This is a genomic window from Pantoea sp. y20, assembly GCF_054903455.1.
In genome coordinates this window covers 2,146,232-2,161,336 of sequence record NZ_CM142816.1, presented here as the reverse complement: position 1 = coordinate 2,161,336, position 15,105 = coordinate 2,146,232, and the positions used below count along the sequence as shown (strand labels likewise).

At 55.3% G+C, this 15,105-nt stretch carries 13 protein-coding genes; 6 read left to right on the top strand and 7 right to left on the bottom strand.

The features are described from left to right. Positions 1-2: 2 nt before the first annotated feature. Together ACYAC5_RS10155 and ACYAC5_RS10150 are read left to right on the top strand one after the other, a co-directional pair. Positions 3-1,169 (top strand): methionine aminotransferase, encoded by a 1,167-nt coding sequence (locus ACYAC5_RS10155; protein ID WP_192411792.1) that lies wholly within the window; start codon positions 3-5, stop codon positions 1,167-1,169. A 16-nt stretch (positions 1,170-1,185) separates the two neighbouring features. Further along, the gene (locus ACYAC5_RS10150) at positions 1,186-1,965 is read left to right on the top strand and encodes a transporter substrate-binding domain-containing protein (RefSeq protein ID WP_192411793.1); all 780 of its coding nucleotides are present in this window, start codon (positions 1,186-1,188) and stop codon (positions 1,963-1,965) included. Between the two features lie 542 nt (positions 1,966-2,507). Here the strand turns inward: ACYAC5_RS10150 and pepT are convergent. Then, a complete protein-coding gene (pepT, locus tag ACYAC5_RS10145) occupies positions 2,508-3,734 on the bottom strand; it encodes a peptidase T (RefSeq protein ID WP_462061687.1) in 1,227 nt (408 codons plus the stop codon). Between the two features lie 126 nt (positions 3,735-3,860). Between pepT and ACYAC5_RS10140 the strand changes: the two genes are divergently transcribed. Beyond that, on the top strand, positions 3,861-5,456 hold the full coding sequence (locus ACYAC5_RS10140) for an ABC transporter substrate-binding protein (protein ID WP_462062968.1): 1,596 nt from the start codon (positions 3,861-3,863) through the stop codon (positions 5,454-5,456). A 1-nt stretch (position 5,457) separates the two neighbouring features. On the opposite strand, the gene ACYAC5_RS10135 is transcribed toward ACYAC5_RS10140, so the two are convergent. After that, positions 5,458-6,384, bottom strand: coding sequence for a LysR family transcriptional regulator (locus ACYAC5_RS10135; RefSeq protein ID WP_137385838.1), 927 nt, complete (start codon positions 6,382-6,384; stop codon positions 5,458-5,460). Between the two features lie 148 nt (positions 6,385-6,532). Here ACYAC5_RS10135 and ACYAC5_RS10130 point away from each other — a divergent pair, with 148 nt between their 5' ends. Next, positions 6,533-7,954 (top strand): M20 family metallopeptidase, encoded by a 1,422-nt coding sequence (locus ACYAC5_RS10130; RefSeq protein ID WP_462061685.1) that lies wholly within the window; start codon positions 6,533-6,535, stop codon positions 7,952-7,954. Then, positions 7,951-9,225 carry an MFS transporter gene (locus ACYAC5_RS10125; protein ID WP_462061684.1) on the top strand — a complete coding sequence of 425 codons (1,275 nt, stop codon included), beginning with the start codon at positions 7,951-7,953 and terminating at the stop codon, positions 9,223-9,225. Before ACYAC5_RS10130 ends, ACYAC5_RS10125 begins: the two co-directional genes overlap by 4 nt. Positions 9,226-9,805: 580 nt before the next feature. Here ACYAC5_RS10125 and aldA read toward each other — a convergent pair. The 3 genes from aldA to ACYAC5_RS10110 all read right to left on the bottom strand — a co-directional run bounded on the left by aldA (position 9,806) and on the right by ACYAC5_RS10110 (position 11,881). Next, positions 9,806-11,242: an aldehyde dehydrogenase gene (gene aldA / locus ACYAC5_RS10120; protein WP_462061683.1), complete on the bottom strand. Its 1,437-nt coding sequence runs from the start codon at positions 11,240-11,242 to the stop codon at positions 9,806-9,808. 202 nt (positions 11,243-11,444) lie between these two features. Continuing rightward, positions 11,445-11,543, bottom strand: a complete 99-nt coding sequence (locus tag ACYAC5_RS10115; protein WP_008108862.1) for a YoaK family small membrane protein — start codon at positions 11,541-11,543, stop codon at positions 11,445-11,447. 14 nt (positions 11,544-11,557) lie between these two features. Further along, complete coding sequence (locus ACYAC5_RS10110) at positions 11,558-11,881, bottom strand: hypothetical protein (protein ID WP_101764337.1); 324 nt, start codon at positions 11,879-11,881, stop codon at positions 11,558-11,560. 366 nt (positions 11,882-12,247) lie between these two features. Between ACYAC5_RS10110 and rhaT the strand changes: the two genes are divergently transcribed. Next, positions 12,248-13,282, top strand: a complete 1,035-nt coding sequence (gene rhaT, locus ACYAC5_RS10105) for an L-rhamnose/proton symporter RhaT (RefSeq protein WP_101764338.1) — start codon at positions 12,248-12,250, stop codon at positions 13,280-13,282. Positions 13,283-13,309: 27 nt separating this feature from the next. On the opposite strand, the gene rhaR is transcribed toward rhaT, so the two are convergent. Together rhaR and rhaS are read right to left on the bottom strand one after the other, a co-directional pair. Next, positions 13,310-14,176: an HTH-type transcriptional activator RhaR gene (gene rhaR / locus ACYAC5_RS10100; protein WP_462061682.1), complete on the bottom strand. Its 867-nt coding sequence runs from the start codon at positions 14,174-14,176 to the stop codon at positions 13,310-13,312. Positions 14,177-14,191: 15 nt separating this feature from the next. Further along, complete coding sequence (gene rhaS / locus ACYAC5_RS10095; RefSeq protein WP_217546563.1) at positions 14,192-15,013, bottom strand: HTH-type transcriptional activator RhaS; 822 nt, start codon at positions 15,011-15,013, stop codon at positions 14,192-14,194. Between the last annotated feature and the right edge of the window lie 92 nt (positions 15,014-15,105).

Genomic DNA, 15,105 nt, shown 5'->3' with positions numbered 1-15,105 from the left:
CGATGACCTTGAACAGCAGTGTTAACATCTCTTCCAAACAGCCCGATGTCGGCACGACGATTTTTAGCGTCATTGGCCAGCTGTCGGCGCAGCATAAAGCCATTAACCTGTCGCAAGGCGCACCCAACTTCCCGTGTGATCCCCAGCTGGTTGAGCTGGTCAGCCAGGCGATGCGTGACGGTCATAACCAATACGCTTCAATGACCGGCCTGCCGTCGCTGCGTGAAGCGCTGGCGGAGAAAGTTCACACGCTGTATGGCCAGCACTATGATGCCGGCAGCGAAGTGCTGATCACCGGCAGCGCCAGCCAGGGCATTTACATGGCGATTTCCGCGCTGGTCCACGCAGGCGATGAAGTGATCTTCTTCGAGCCGGCGTTTGACAGCTACGCGCCGGTGGTCCGTCTGCAGGGCGCTACGCCAATTGGCCTGAAGTTGCAGGTGCCGGATTTCGCCATCAATTGGGACGAACTGCGCGCCACCATTACGCCGCGCACGCGCATGATCATTATCAATACGCCGCACAATCCCAGCGCGCAGGTGCTGTCAGCTGCGGATCTGGATCAGTTAGCCGCGTTGACGCGCAACACCGATATTGTGGTGCTGTCTGACGAAGTCTACGAACACATCCTGTTTGATGGCCGTAAGCACTGCGGCATGGCAACGCATCCGGAACTGGCGCAGCGCAGCGTGGTGGTTTCCTCCTTCGGTAAAACCTTCCATGTCACCGGCTGGCGCGTGGGTTATGCGCTGGCACCGGCAGCGCTGATGGAAGAGATCGTCAAAGTCCATCAGTTCATGATGTACGCCGCCGATACGCCGATGCAGGTCGGTTTTGCTCACTATCTGCAAAATCCGCAGAACTATCTGCAGCTGTCGCCGTTCTATCAGGAGAAGCGCGATCGCCTGCTGACCTTGATGGAGGATTCGCCGTTTAAACTGCTGCCGAGCGCCGGTTCGTTCTTTATGTTAGCCAGCTACGGACATTTCAGTGACGAAAGTGATAGCGAAATGGTAAAACGTCTCATCGTCGATCACGGTGTGGCCACCATTCCGCTGTCGGCGTTTTATATGGACGGCACTGACAATAAATTAATTCGCCTGTCATTCGCAAAAGACGACGCAACACTTCAGGCCGGTGCAGAAGCGCTCTGCCAGGTCAAAGGGTAACTTAGGGGTAAATATAATGAAAAAATTGAACGCACTGTTTGTCGCTTTGGGCATGCTGACTTCGGCGCACGCGCTGGCGCAGGAAACCTTACGCTATGGTCTTGAATCACAGTATCCGCCCTTTGAGAGCCGCAACGCGCAGGGTGAACTGGAAGGTTTCGACATCGAACTGGGTAAAGCGATTTGTCAGGTAGGCAACTTCGACTGTAAGTGGGTGGAAAGCAGCTTTGATGCGTTGATTCCGGCGCTGCAGGCGAAAAAATTTGATGCCATTAACTCCGCAATGAACATCACCGAAGCGCGGGCGAAAAGCATCGACTTCACTAAGCCGATCTACCGCATTCCGACCATGTTAATCGTGAAAGAGGGCGAGAAGCTGCTGCCAACCGCCGAATCACTGAAAGGCAAAAACATCGGTGTGCTGCAGGGTTCGATTCAGGAAACCTATGCCAAGAAGCACTGGGAAGCGCAGGGCGTTACGGTGACCTCTTATCAGGATCAGAACCAGGTTTATAACGACATGATTGCCGGTCGTCTTGACGGCACGCTGGTGATGTCAGCTGCCGGTCAATCGGGCTTCCTCGAAAAGCCGCAGGGTAAAGGTTTCGCCTTTGCCGGCAAGCCGGTAGAAGATGACACCATTCTCGGCACCGGTATCGGTTTTGGCCTGCGTAAAGGCGATGACAAACTGAAACAAGAGCTGGATGCGGCAATCACCAAGGTGCAAGCCGATGGCACCGTCACTAAGCTGGCGGCGAAATTCTTCCCTGGGATTGATGTTTCAGCGAGCAAATAACTTAAAACAGGTCGCGTAATGCTTGCCGGTTTAACCAACGGTGTTTGCGCAGGCCGGGGCCACTTTTGGTCCGGCGGTCCTCTCGCCGCTTACGCGGTTCCTTCACTTCGTTCGTCTGCCTGACGGACCGGCGGAGACGGGACTTCCATGTCCCGGCTCCGCCTTTCGCCCGCGTCCTGCGGGCTCTCCTGGCTTCCTCGCTTCGTTCAGCGCTGCGGATTGCCTGCCCAAAAGTGGCCCCGGCCTGCTTCTTAGCTTCCGTACATGTTGTTGAAAACGGCTCAATTTTGAGAGGCGCTGGCACGTCTGCTGCGGCAAAAGGGCTATTCGCAGCGCTGAGGCTTTTACGTTGGGCCAGGAGCCTCACGCATGGATGCGTGAGGCAGTTCGGGGTCGGCCAGGACGGCCGATCCGCGAACGGTCCGTTGGCACGACGTGGAAGCCGAAGGCACCGCGCTAGCGGCGCGAGGACGGCCCGTGACGCAGCAGATGTGTCAGCGCCCGCAGGAGTTCGTGTCGTCATTTATGACGACCTTCTTCTTTTATTTCGCGGCTAAATAACACAACGCTTCTGCCACCTGATACGACTTCACAAACGAGGGAACCGGCAAAAACTCAAAGCGCGAATGGAAATTGTGCGCGCCGGTGAAGAAGTTCGGCGTCAGCAGCCCTTTCGCTGACAGCGCTGCACCGTCGGTGCCGCCGCGCATCGGGATCACCTTGGGTTCCACGCACACTTGCTCTAACGCGGCAAAAATCAGGTCAATCGCGCGGCGATCTTCACCAATCGCATTACTGATATTGCTGTAAATATCGTTAATCGTCAGCGCTACATGGCCGGTGGGATAACGCGCGGCGATTTCATCGGCCACTTCCACCAGTTGCTGTTTCTTCGCATCAAAACCCTGCAAATCGAAATCACGAATCGAGGCTTTCAACACCGCGCGGCTGGCGTTGGCATTCATATCGTTGAACCAGATATAACCTTCGCGGCCTTCGGTATGTTCGGGGGTTTTTAAGCGATCGAAGCGGGAGATGAAGTCATGCGCCATCAGCAGCGGATTGACCAATACGCCTTTGCCCGACATCGGATGCGCCGGCACGCCGGTAAACACCAGCTCAGCGGCGGCAGCATTGAAGTTTTCATACACCACTTCACCCAGCTCGCAGCAGTCGATAGTCCAGGCGAAATCGACGTTAAAGCGCTGCTCCAGATCCAGCGCTTTAGCGCCGCGCAGGCCAATCTCTTCATCGGGCACAAACGCCACCACGATATCACCGTGATCGCCGCGCAGGTTCTCCAGCAACGTCATCACCACCGTCACCGCTGCTTTGTTATCGGCGCCCAGCACGCTGGTGCCGTCGCTGAAGATAATCTCCTGCCCGAGATAAGGTTTGATCTCCGGATGTTCCGCCACGCGCAGCCAGATGTCCTGCGTGCTGTTAAGGCACAGATCTTCCCCGGTGAACCTGAGGGTTTGCGGGTGGATATCCGGCGACAGGCCAACATCCACGGTATCAATATGGGTGATAAAACCGATACGCGGCGCATCAGGGCGATTACCGGGTTTCACCGCAGTGACCGTGGCGTGCTGGTCAATCACGATATCCTGTAAACCCAATTCGTCCAGCTCCTTTGCCAGTAACTCCGCCATCGCATGTTGGGACGGCGTACTCGGCAGCGTGGTTGATTTGGCATCGCTCTGGCTGGAAACCGCCAGATAACGGTAGAAACGCTGGGTCAATTGGCTGGCAAGTTGGTCTGTCATCACAATTCCTTATTAGCATTGCGGCGTCTGTAGTACGCGTGCTGGTTAAATCATGTTATTTATTAATCAGATGAACATTACATAACGAAGCAGACTCATGGAAGTCAATAAAAAGCGAGGATCATGATGAAAAAAATGATGGCAAATCTCACTCTCACTGCAATCGGCTTGGCGGTCGCGGGCGGAGTTTCGGCAAAAACGCTGGTGTACTGTTCAGAAGGATCGCCAGAGAACTTTAACCCACAGTTGTACACGTCGGGAACCAGCGTCGATGCCAGCGCGGTACCGATTTTCAACCGCCTGGTGGACTTCACGCCCGGCACCACCGAACTGGTGCCGAGCCTCGCCGAGAGCTGGGATATCAGCCCGGATGGTAAGGTCTACACCTTTCATCTGCGCAAAGGGGTGAAATTCCAGAGCAACAAGCTGTTTAAGCCGTCGCGCGATTTTAACGCCGACGACGTAATCTTCTCGTTTATGCGCCAGATGGATGCCAAAAACCCCTACCACAATGTCTCCGGCGGTAACTATGCCAACTTCGAAAGCCTCGAGCTGGCGAAGCTGATCACCAGCATTGAGAAGGTCGATGACAATACCGTGCGCATCACCTTAGCTCACGCTGAAGCGCCATTCCTCGCCGACTTAGCCTGGTATTTTGCCTCGATCCATTCGGCTGAATACGCCGACCAGATGTTGAAAGCCGGCACGCCGGAGAAGGTCGATATGGAGCCGATTGGCACCGGGCCGTTTGAGCTGGTGCAGTATCAAAAAGATTCGCGCATTCTCTATAAAGCCTTCCCGGAATACTGGCAGGGCAAGGCGAAGCTCGATCGTATTGTCTTCTCGATCACGCCGGACGCCTCGGTGCGTTATGCCAAGCTGGAGAAAAATGAATGCCAGATTATGCCGTTCCCCAATCCGGCCGATCTGGAGAAGATGCGCACCAATCCCGATTTAACGCTGGAACAGAAATCGGGCCTGAATACCGGTTTCCTGTCGTTCAACACCACCAAAGCGCCGCTGGATAACGTCAAGGTGCGTCAGGCGCTGGCGATGGCGATCAATAAGCAGGCGATCATTGATGCCATCTTTAAAGGTACTGGCACGGTAGCGAAAAACATCCTGCCGCCGGACGTGTGGAGTGCGGATAAAGATCTGAAGGATTACGACTACGATCCGCAGAAAGCCAAAGCGCTGCTGCAGGAGGCGGGGATTAAGCCAGGCACCGAAATCGCCCTGTGGGCGATGCCGGTACAGCGACCGTATAATCCAAACGCGCGACGAATGGCGGAGATGATTCAGGCGGACTGGGCCAACGTGGGTATCAAAGCCAATATCGTCAGTTATGAGTGGGGCGAATACCTCAAGCGCGTGAAAGGCGGTGAGCATCAGGCGGCGCTGATGGGCTGGACCACGGCGACCGGCGATCCGGATAACTTCTTCGGTCCGCTTTACAGCTGCACCTCGGCGAATGGCGGCTCCAACTCGTCAAAATGGTGTTATCAGCCGTTTGAGAAGATCATTACCGAAGCGCGCGCCGAGCAAAATCACGACAAACGCGTGGCGCTGTATCAGCAAGCGCAGCAGATTATGCATGATGAAATGCCAGCGGTGATGATTGCTCACTCAACCATCTTCGAGCCGGTGCGCAAATCGGTGAGTGGTTATCAGGTCGATCCGTTCGGTAAACACATCTTCTACCCGGTGGATATCAAGAACTGAGTTACGGCTTCCAGCGCTGGCGCAGCGGTTCCTCTAACGCATCCAGCTGTTGCAGCATAAAGGTGAGAAACACATTCAGGGCGGCACTGCGAGGCCGCCCTGATTGCGTCTGCAATTGCAAGGTGCGTTGGCTCAGCTGATCGATGCCTACCGAGCGCAATATCAAACCGTGCGTTTCCGCTTCCTGCAGCACGGTAAAGGCGCTGCAAATTGTCACCGCCTGCGGCGTGCGCAGCAGGAATTGAAACAACATCGAAAAGGTATCGCAGGTCATCACCGGCTCAACCAGGCTGCCGTTCATATGGCTGGCGAGCTCAAACAGTTGCCGCACGGTGGTGTTTTGCTGCGGCAAGGCCAGCGGATAGTGACTGAGATCGGCGAGCGTGACCTGCGGCGCGTTGGCCAGCGGATGCGTTTGGTGCATCACGATTAATACCGGTGCCGGCCATGAACCCATCACTTCCACACCGCGCTCAGCGTGAAGACTAAATTGCAGCGCCACGTCACACTCGCCGTTGCGCAGCGCTTCCGCCACGCCTTGCGTGCTGGCGACTTTCACATCAAACAGCACGCCCGGATTGTCATTGCGAAAATCTGCGATCAAACGAGGTAGCAGCGTAAACGCCAGCCCATCGGTGCAGGCCACGCGAATCAACGTGCGGCGCACCGCTTTCAGTCCCTTAATTTCCGCCAGCGCATACTCCATATCCAGCAGATTCTTACGTACGTGATGTGCAAAGATTTCCCCCGCTTCGTTCAACACCATGCCGCGCGCGTGACGCGCAAACAGCGGCACGCCAACCTGATTTTCCAGCCGCTGAATTTGCCGGCTGATCGCCGACACCGCCACAAACAGCTGTTCGCTGGCGGCGCTGAGCGAGCCGGTGTTGGCGACGGCGAGAAAATAGCGGATTTCACTGCTTAACATGCGGATGCCTCATGGTGGTGCATGCCTCGAAATCGGGCAAGCTAGCTTTGCTATAAAAGCAAATCTTACTCGATAAATTGATAATTGTGGCAAAGCAGTGTTTCCGCAAAGATGCCTTAACGACAAAACAATAAAAGACAGGGCAAACATGACGGCACAACAGGCGGTTCAACAAGCCACCGCATATTTTGACAGCGGGGAGTTTCAACAAATTTTGGCGCGTCGCGTGGCGCAACGTACCGAAAGCCAGCGCGACGATCGTGACAACGAATTACAGCGCTATTTGCAGGATGAGATCGGCCCGCAGCTGATCGCTCTGGGCTTCACGTTGCATTTCATCGACAACCCGGAAGCCGCTAATCGACCGTTCCTCGTGGCGGTACGCATTGAAGATCCCATGCTGCCAACCTTGCTCAGCTATGGTCACGGCGATGTGGTGTTTGGTGATGATGAAAACTGGCGCGACGGCTTATCGCCATGGCAGATGGTTGAAGAGGGCAATCGCTGGTATGCGCGCGGCAGCGCGGATAATAAGGGCCAGCACTGCGTCAATCTGGCGGCGCTGGAGCAGGTGTTTGCGTTGCGCGGCGGTAGCCTGGGCTTTAACTGCAAAATACTGTTCGAGATGGGTGAAGAGATCAGCTCGCCAGGGCTGGCGCAGTTGTGCCAGCAGCATGGCGAACTGCTGCAAGCCGATCTGTTTATTGCTTCCGACGGTCCGCGTCTCAATGCGGTTCGTCCAACGCTGTTCCTGGGCTCACGCGGCGCGGTTAATTTCCGTTTGACGGTCAACGCGCGTGACAACGCTTATCACTCCGGCAACTGGGGCGGATTGTTGAGCAATCCGGGTACGCAGTTGGCCAACGCCATCGCCTCGCTGGTCAACGCGCAGGGCGTGTTGCAGGTCGAGGCGCTGAAACCCAACTCTTTGACGCCGCAGGTGCGCGATATTCTGGGCGATATCGAGGTGGGCGGCATGCCGGGCGATCCCGATATCGACGTGAACTGGGGCGAGCCGGGACTGACGCCAACTGAACGCCTGTATGGCTGGAACACGCTGGAAGTGTTGTCGTTTCTCACCGGCAATCCGGCGCGTCCGATGAATGCTATTCCGGGCAGCGCCACCGCCGTTTGTCAGCTGCGTTTTGTGGTGGGTACCGACTGGGAAAATCTCGCCCAGCATGTGCGCGCACATCTGCATCAGCACGGTTTTGACTATGTGGACGTGGAGTTTATGCGCGGATCGCCCGCGACACGCCTTGATCCCACCGATCCGCTGGTCAACTGGGTGCTGACCAGCATGGTGGAAACCAGCGGCAAGAAACCGGCGCTGCTGCCTAATCTTGGCGGCTCGCTGCCCAATGACGTGTTCTCCGACATTCTCGGTTTGCCAACCTTGTGGGTGCCGCACTCGTATCCAGCTTGCGGCCAGCATGGCGTCAACGAGCATATGTTGAAATCGATTGCCCGCGAAGGTTTGCAGATTATGACGCGTCTGCTGTGGGATCTCGGCGAGCAGGGAACGGAACTGGTGGCGCAGCATCGTGCGCACGTTGGAGGTGGCCAATGAGTACATTAAATACCACGATGCCGTTGAACGCAGCGAAGCCCAATCTGCACAAAACGCTGTTCGCGACCTGTATCGGTAACGCGCTGGAGTGGTTTGATATCGCCGTGTACGGCTTTTTTGCCAGCTACATTGCGCATGCCTTCTTTCCTACCAGCGATCCGTCGGTTTCAATGTTGCTCACCTTTGGCAGTTTTGGTGTGTCATTCCTGATTCGTCCGCTGGGCGCGATTGTGCTGGGCAACTATGCCGATCGTCACGGTCGAAAAAAAGCGCTGCTGTTATCGATCAACCTGATGATGCTCGGCGGCGCGGTCATCACCTTTATGCCGAGCTACAGCAGCATTGGCCTGATGGCACCGCTGCTGATTTTGCTGGCGCGTCTGGTGCAGGGTTTCTCTGCCGGGGGCGAATTTGGCAGCTCGACGGCGTTCCTGGTTGAACACTTCCCGGAGCGCAAAGCCTTTATCGCCAGCTGGCAGTTCGCCACGCAGGGCGCCAGTACGTTGATGGCGTCGGCATTTGGACTCGGACTGACGCAGATTCTCAGCGAAAGCCAGATTCAGGATTGGGGATGGCGTATTCCATTTGCCTTCGGCCTGCTGATTGGCCCGCTGGGGATCTATATTCGACGTCACGTACATGAACCGGCGAGCTTTGCTGAGCACAAACCGGAAGCCGCGCCGCTGAAAAGTCTGTTTGGCCGCCAGAAGGAGTTGATGCTGTTGGCGATCGGCCTGATGGTGATCTCGACTGCGGTGAACTACATGCTGAACTATGTGCCGACTTACGCCACCAAAAATCTGCATCTTTCGGGCAGCGTGGCGTTTACTGCTACCTTGTTGGCGGGTGTGATTCTGACGGTGGTCACGCCCATTATGGGGTTATGGGCCGAGCGTGTGGGCCGCGTGCCGCTAATGTGGGGATCGCTGATTTTGCTGATCGTCACCATCTATCCGGCCTTTAAGCTGGTGGTTGATCACACCACGCCAACTACGTTGATTTTGCTGGTGTGCTGGATGGCGCTGCTGAAGTCGATCTACTTCTCAACGGTGCCGTCGGTGATGGCGGATCTGTTCCCGATGGGTACGCGCGCCAGCGGCATGGCGATCAGCTATAACGTGGCGGTTACGGTGTTTGGTGGCTTTGCACCGCTGATTTGTACACTGCTGATTAGCGCGACCGGCACCAGTCTGGCGCCCGGCTATTATCTGATGGCGATGTCGGTGTTAAGCGGCCTGGCGCTGCTGCGCAGCCAGAAGCGGGTTTTATAAAGGTTTCAGGGTTACAGGTCGCCACTTATGGCGTAATGCTTGTCCGTTAAGAAACCATTTTGCTTTAAATCTGGTGCGGGCTCTGACACATCTGCTGCGTCATGGGCCGTCCTCGCGCCGCTAACGCGGTGCCTTCGGCTTCCACGTCGTGCCAACGGACCGTTCGCGGATCGGCCGTCCTGGCCGCCCCGAACTGCCTCACGCATCCATGCGTGAGGCTCCTGGCCCAACGTAAAAGCCTCAGCGCTGCGGATAGCCCTTTTGCCGCAGCAGACGCGCCAGAGCCTCTGGCAAATGTGCCCTTTTCAGAAACACGCACTGAAGCTTTAAAGCAGGCCGGGGGCACTTTTGGGCAGGCAATCCGCAGCGCTGAACGAAGCGAGGAAGCCAGGAGAGCCCGCAGGACGCGGGCGAAAGGTGGAGCCGGGACAAGGACGTCCCGTCTCCACCGGTCCGTCAGGCAGACGAGCGAAGTGAAGGTACCGCGCTAGCGGCGCGAGGACCGCCGGACCAAAAGTGCCACCGGCCTGCGCCCTCGTCGTTGGCTTAATTGACAAGCATTACGCCATGAATGGCGATCCTACGAGAACTGCAAATATGCCACGTGCGTCTGTAAGAACTCTTCCAAACCGTGACGGCCATCAGCGCCGCCAATGCCCGATTTACGCCAGCCCGCATGGAAGCCTTGCATCGCCTCGAAGTTCTCGCGGTTGATATAGGTTTCACCAAACTTTAACTTACGCAGGGCAACCATCGCGGTGTTGAGGTTTTGGGTGTAAATCGATGAGGTCAGACCATATTCACAGTCATTCGCCAGCGCTATGGCTTCATCAAGGGTTTTAAAGGTCATTACTGGCAGCACCGGACCAAAAATCTCCTGCTGCATGATCTCCATATCCTGACGCACGCCCGTGATAATGGTTGGTTCAAAATAGAAGCCTTTGCTGCCTGCACGCTTCCCGCCTAGCACTACTTTGCCGCCATCCGCGACCGCGTTCGCCACTTTCTGCTCAACGCGTTCCAGCGCGGCCGCAGTGATTAGCGGCCCCATATCGATATCGTTTTGCTCGGCCGGATTACCCAATTTCACCTGCTGCATGGCGGCAGTCAGCGCACTGATAAAGCGATCGTAGATGCCTTCCTGCACGTAAACGCGTTCAGCACAGTTACACACCTGTCCGGTGTTGATCACGCGAGAGCTAACAATCGCTTTAACCGCCAGATCGAGATCGGCATCATCCATGACGATGGCTGGCGCTTTTCCGCCCAGTTCAAGCGAGACTTTGGTAACGTTTTTCGCTGCAGCTTCCATGGTGGCGATACCGGCGTTGACGCTGCCGGTCAGACTGACTAAGCCGACTTTCGGGTTGCCTGCCAGCTCCTGACCAATCTCCGGGCCATAGCCGTAAACAAAGTTGATCACGCCTTTCGGCAGACCAATTTCATGGATGATGTGCGCAAAAATCGCCGCATTGTTAGGCGTCAGCTCACTTGGCTTGATAACAATGGTATTGCCGGTTACCAGCGCGGGCGCGGCTTTACGTGCAATCAGGAAGAAGGGGAAGTTCCACGGCAGAATGCCGGTGGTGACGCCAATCGCTTTCCTGAACACAAAGATGTTTTCGTTGGGACGATCGCTATTAACGATCTCGCCATCATAACGGCGTGCCCATTCGGCCATGTACTCAAGATAATCAGCTGTAAACAGTACTTCAGTTTGCGCCAGACCCTGAGTTTTTCCGCCTTCGGCGACGATAGTGGCGGTCAATTCTGGTTCACGCTGACGAATAGCGACGGCAATTTTGCGCAGCCAGTTGCCGCGTTCAACGGCGGGGAGCGCTTCCCAATCCGGCTGCGCCACTTCAGCAGCGTCGATGGCCTGCGCGGCGTCGTGTTTACTGCCTTCCGGCACGCGCGAAAGTAATGCCTCAGTTGCCGGGTTAATCACTTCTATCCACTTGTCGTTCTGATCGGCGACAAACGCGCCATTAATATAATGTTGATGGTGTGTTGTCATGTACAGGTTCTCCGCGATCGGTTTCGTTAAAGATTTGTGAATTGCAGAGTGAAACAGATCAGGGTGTAGCACCTTTTTGCTATTGCCAATGCAACTTGAGGGATGGCAAAGAAGGGAAGAACAGCACGACAGACGCAGCATTCCTGGCGAAATGCCGCGCTTTCAGCGGCTTAGAGACGATTCAACGTATGTTAAATACATGTCAGGAACCTGGCATCGCCGCGCCGCTGGCAATAAACCACGCCAAAAAACTGACGCCAGCAATGATGATGGCAATAGGGAAAAGCAGTCCGATTTTCATAGTCATCCCGAGAGTTAAGCGATCTGCACGATCGCGCGATGGGTTTTCATCATACTGAACAGCTGGAATTGCGTGGCGTCGTCGACCTGACGCAGATGCTCACCTTTCTGATAATGAATCGCATGAACGTGACCCAGCTGTCGCCACACCACAATCACCGAAGCCAGCAGGGCGCAATTCTCCTCGCTCTGCACGCAATCCAGCGTGGCGTAATGTGCTTCATCTAATCCATTAATAAAGACGTTCAGCGCCTGCGCCGGCACGATGGCCCGGATGTCATCCAGCATCACGCGGCTCACCGATTGTGACAGCAACAGTCGCAATCTTTTGGTATTCATCTCAATCCTTCGTCCTGATGATTTTCCCAACGTTATACGGATTAAACGCCTGCGGGGAAAGTCTGGTACGCGGCTTTGTGTGACTGCCATGTTAACTGTTGCAGTGGCAGTGAATCAAAAACTGTGCTGATCGGCACAGCACAATAGAAAAATATGTTGAAGAATAAGCCACTTATAAAAATCACCCCGTGACCTGCCTGCGAATGCGATTTTGTGATCCCTATGTTGACGACCCACCGAATTTTGCCAGCAACCTCCGCTTTCCGGCAGCCATCCAAAGGCTGACGAAAAGCTGCCCACCGTAGACTGCCGGTAATCGGGAAACCGCCGGTTTCCTGTTGGCCTCAACCTTACGAAGGAATAACAATGAACAGTGCCATCATTGCAGGTATTTTCTGGCATCTGGTGGGTGCCGCCAGTGCCGCCTGTTTTTATGCTCCATTTAAGCAGGTGAAAAAGTGGTCCTGGGAAACGATGTGGTCGGTAGGCGGCGTCATGTCGTGGCTGATTCTTCCCTGGGCAGTCAGTGCGGTATTACTGCCGAACTTCTGGGCGTATTACGGCAGCTTTAGTTTCTCTCAACTGATGCCGGTATTTCTGTTTGGCGCCATGTGGGGCATTGGTAACATCAACTACGGTTTGACCATGCGTTACCTCGGGATGTCGATGGGCATTGGTATTGCCATCGGTATCACCTTAGTGGTGGGAACCTTGATGACGCCGCTGCTGCAGGGCCGATTTGTCGAGCTATTCAGCTCACCAGGCGGACGTATGACGCTGCTCGGCGTGTTAGTTGCGCTGATCGGCGTAGGGATTGTATCGCGTGCCGGTCTGTTAAAAGAGCGGGCGCTGGGCATCAATGCCGAAGAGTTCAACCTGAAAAAAGGGCTGATTTTGGCCGTAATGTGCGGCATCTTTTCGGCCGGCATGTCGTTTGCGATGGATGCCGCTAAGCCGATGCATGAAGCCGCAGCCAATCTGGGCATCAATCCACTCTATGTCGCGTTGCCAAGCTATGTGGTGATCATGGGCGGTGGTGCGTTAATCAATCTGGCTTACTGCTTCATCCGTCTGGCGGTAAAAACCGATATTTCAGTACGCCGTGATTTCTCCGTCGCTAAACCAATGCTGCTGGCCAATATCGCGTTTGCTGTGCTGGGCGGCACCATGTGGTATCTGCAGTTCTTCTTCTACGCCTGGGGACACGCCAAAATTCCGGCACAGTATGACTTCATCAGCTGGATGCTGCATATGAGCCTCTACGTGCTGTGCGGTGGATTGGTTGGTCTGGTACTAAAAGAGTGGAAATCGGCGGGGCAACGTCCGGTTCGCGTTCTGTCACTGGGTTGTGTGGTGATTATCATTGCTGCCAACATTGTTGGATTAGGCATGGCAGCCTAATGTAAAGCCTGACGCCGCTACGGCACGTCAGGCCTTCACTTTCTCTGCTGAGAATTCACGCTGCGGCAGGAAACGCTGCCGCCAGGCGCTCGGCGTTAAACCGGTTTCCCGCGTAAACACCACCGAAAAGTAGTTACTGTCATCGAAGCCGCAACGCGCGGCCACTTCACTGATTAAGCAATCCTGCGTCCGCAGCAGATATTTCGCCTGACACAGCTGTAGTTGCCGCAGATAGTGTCCCACGGTCATACCGGTTTGCTGGCGAAACAGTTGCTTCAATGCGCGCTCGCTCAACTGATTCTGCTGACAGAACACTGCCAAATCGAATGGACGGCTGATGGCACCTTGCAATGCTGACATCAGCAGATCCAGTTGCTCACCCTCAGGTAATGCCCAGGGCCGATCGGCGGCATAACCGTGACGGCGCAGAATCAATGCTAATTGCAAAAACAGCGCCTCAGAGAGTTGAATCGATAGCGAATCACTTTTGCGGCTTTCGCGTTCCAGCTGGCTAATCACACCGCGCGCTAACGCCATCCCGCGGGTGGTCAAACGCCAGCAGCCCGGCGAATCTTCTTCTTGCGGCGGCAACAACTGGCTCCAGTCAAGGCTAAGACGAAAGCGATCGCGGCAGTAAAGAATGTTATCCAGCGCCAGATCGTTGACGCTGTCATAGCTGTGGCAGTCGTTATCGTGAATGTAAAAAACGTCGCCGCAGGTTACCAACCATGGACGATCGTTCAACACATGCAGGCCGTTACCGCGCCAGACGATAACGATTTCACTGAATTCATGACGGTGCGGAGGAAAGGAGGGCTGCGGCATGCGCTCGGCCACCGCAATCGGCAGATTGGAGGCCGGAAAATAGTCTTCCCGCGTTAAGATCAGCGACATGAGGAAACGCTCCAGTTATAGCATCTGCTGGCGCTCCGCTCTGGGCGCACAGCCAAATTCCCGCCGGAACAGCGTGGAGAAGTGATTGCTGTCACCAAATCCACACTGGTAGGCGATGTCTGTAATGCGCATATCGCTATGACGCAGTAAATGCCGCGCCTGTAACAGGCGAAGCCGATTAAGGTAACGCTGCGGTGTATTACCGGTTTGCTGCTTCATCTGGCGGTGCAGAGTGCGCAGCGACAATGAAAAACGATCGGCTAATGCATCCCACACAATCTCTTCACTGTAGTGCTCATTGAGCCAGTCGAGCAACCGATGTAAGCGTGCTTCCTGATCCTGTGATTGATCGTTGTGAGCCGCTTCGCGCAACAACACCAGCAGTTGCAGAAAAAGTTGCTCCTGACGTGCGTGACGTTCCAGCGACCACACATCTTGCTGCTTCATCTGCGTAACGATTTGCAGCGCCTGCGCCATCACCTTGTGATTAATGCGCCAGTGCGACGCGTAGTGATCCTCTTCTTCGCGCGGCAGGAGAGCCTGCAAACCCGAGAGAAAACGAAATGACGCCGGACTGCGATACAGCACGTTGGTCAGGCACAAATTTTCCGTTTGCTCATAAAGATGACGATCGTGATCGCGCACAAAGCATACGCATCCTGCGGATAAAGCTTGTGGCTGACCGTTAAACACATGAATGCCAGAACCGTGTTCCACCAACACGATTTCATGGAAATCATGATGGTGTTCCGGAAATGCCTGCTGCGGCACACGCGGCTCGATGGCGATGGCGTAATTCCCTTCAGGGAAGAAATCTGCGCTATGTAGAACGGTCATGATTCGCCTCTTAATTAACTCAACCGTTGCCGAGTCTACGCAGGCGCCCCGCACCTTACCTTGAATTTTCATCTTAGTGACGCAGGAAAATG

What these genes read in the sequence shown, in the direction of transcription:
- ACYAC5_RS10155 (WP_192411792.1), top strand. Translation starts at nt 3, where the DNA reads ATGACCTTGAACAGCAGTGTTAACATCTCTTCCAAACAGCCCGATGTC.
- ACYAC5_RS10150 (WP_192411793.1), top strand. Translation starts at nt 1,186, where the DNA reads ATGAAAAAATTGAACGCACTGTTTGTCGCTTTGGGCATGCTGACTTCG.
- pepT (WP_462061687.1), bottom strand. Translation starts at nt 3,734, where the DNA reads ATGACAGACCAACTTGCCAGCCAATTGACCCAGCGTTTCTACCGTTAT.
- ACYAC5_RS10140 (WP_462062968.1), top strand. Translation starts at nt 3,861, where the DNA reads ATGAAAAAAATGATGGCAAATCTCACTCTCACTGCAATCGGCTTGGCG.
- ACYAC5_RS10135 (WP_137385838.1), bottom strand. Translation starts at nt 6,384, where the DNA reads ATGTTAAGCAGTGAAATCCGCTATTTTCTCGCCGTCGCCAACACCGGC.
- ACYAC5_RS10130 (WP_462061685.1), top strand. Translation starts at nt 6,533, where the DNA reads ATGACGGCACAACAGGCGGTTCAACAAGCCACCGCATATTTTGACAGC.
- ACYAC5_RS10125 (WP_462061684.1), top strand. Translation starts at nt 7,951, where the DNA reads ATGAGTACATTAAATACCACGATGCCGTTGAACGCAGCGAAGCCCAAT.
- aldA (WP_462061683.1), bottom strand. Translation starts at nt 11,242, where the DNA reads ATGACAACACACCATCAACATTATATTAATGGCGCGTTTGTCGCCGAT.
- ACYAC5_RS10115 (WP_008108862.1), bottom strand. Translation starts at nt 11,543, where the DNA reads ATGAAAATCGGACTGCTTTTCCCTATTGCCATCATCATTGCTGGCGTC.
- ACYAC5_RS10110 (WP_101764337.1), bottom strand. Translation starts at nt 11,881, where the DNA reads ATGAATACCAAAAGATTGCGACTGTTGCTGTCACAATCGGTGAGCCGC.
- rhaT (WP_101764338.1), top strand. Translation starts at nt 12,248, where the DNA reads ATGAACAGTGCCATCATTGCAGGTATTTTCTGGCATCTGGTGGGTGCC.
- rhaR (WP_462061682.1), bottom strand. Translation starts at nt 14,176, where the DNA reads ATGTCGCTGATCTTAACGCGGGAAGACTATTTTCCGGCCTCCAATCTG.
- rhaS (WP_217546563.1), bottom strand. Translation starts at nt 15,013, where the DNA reads ATGACCGTTCTACATAGCGCAGATTTCTTCCCTGAAGGGAATTACGCC.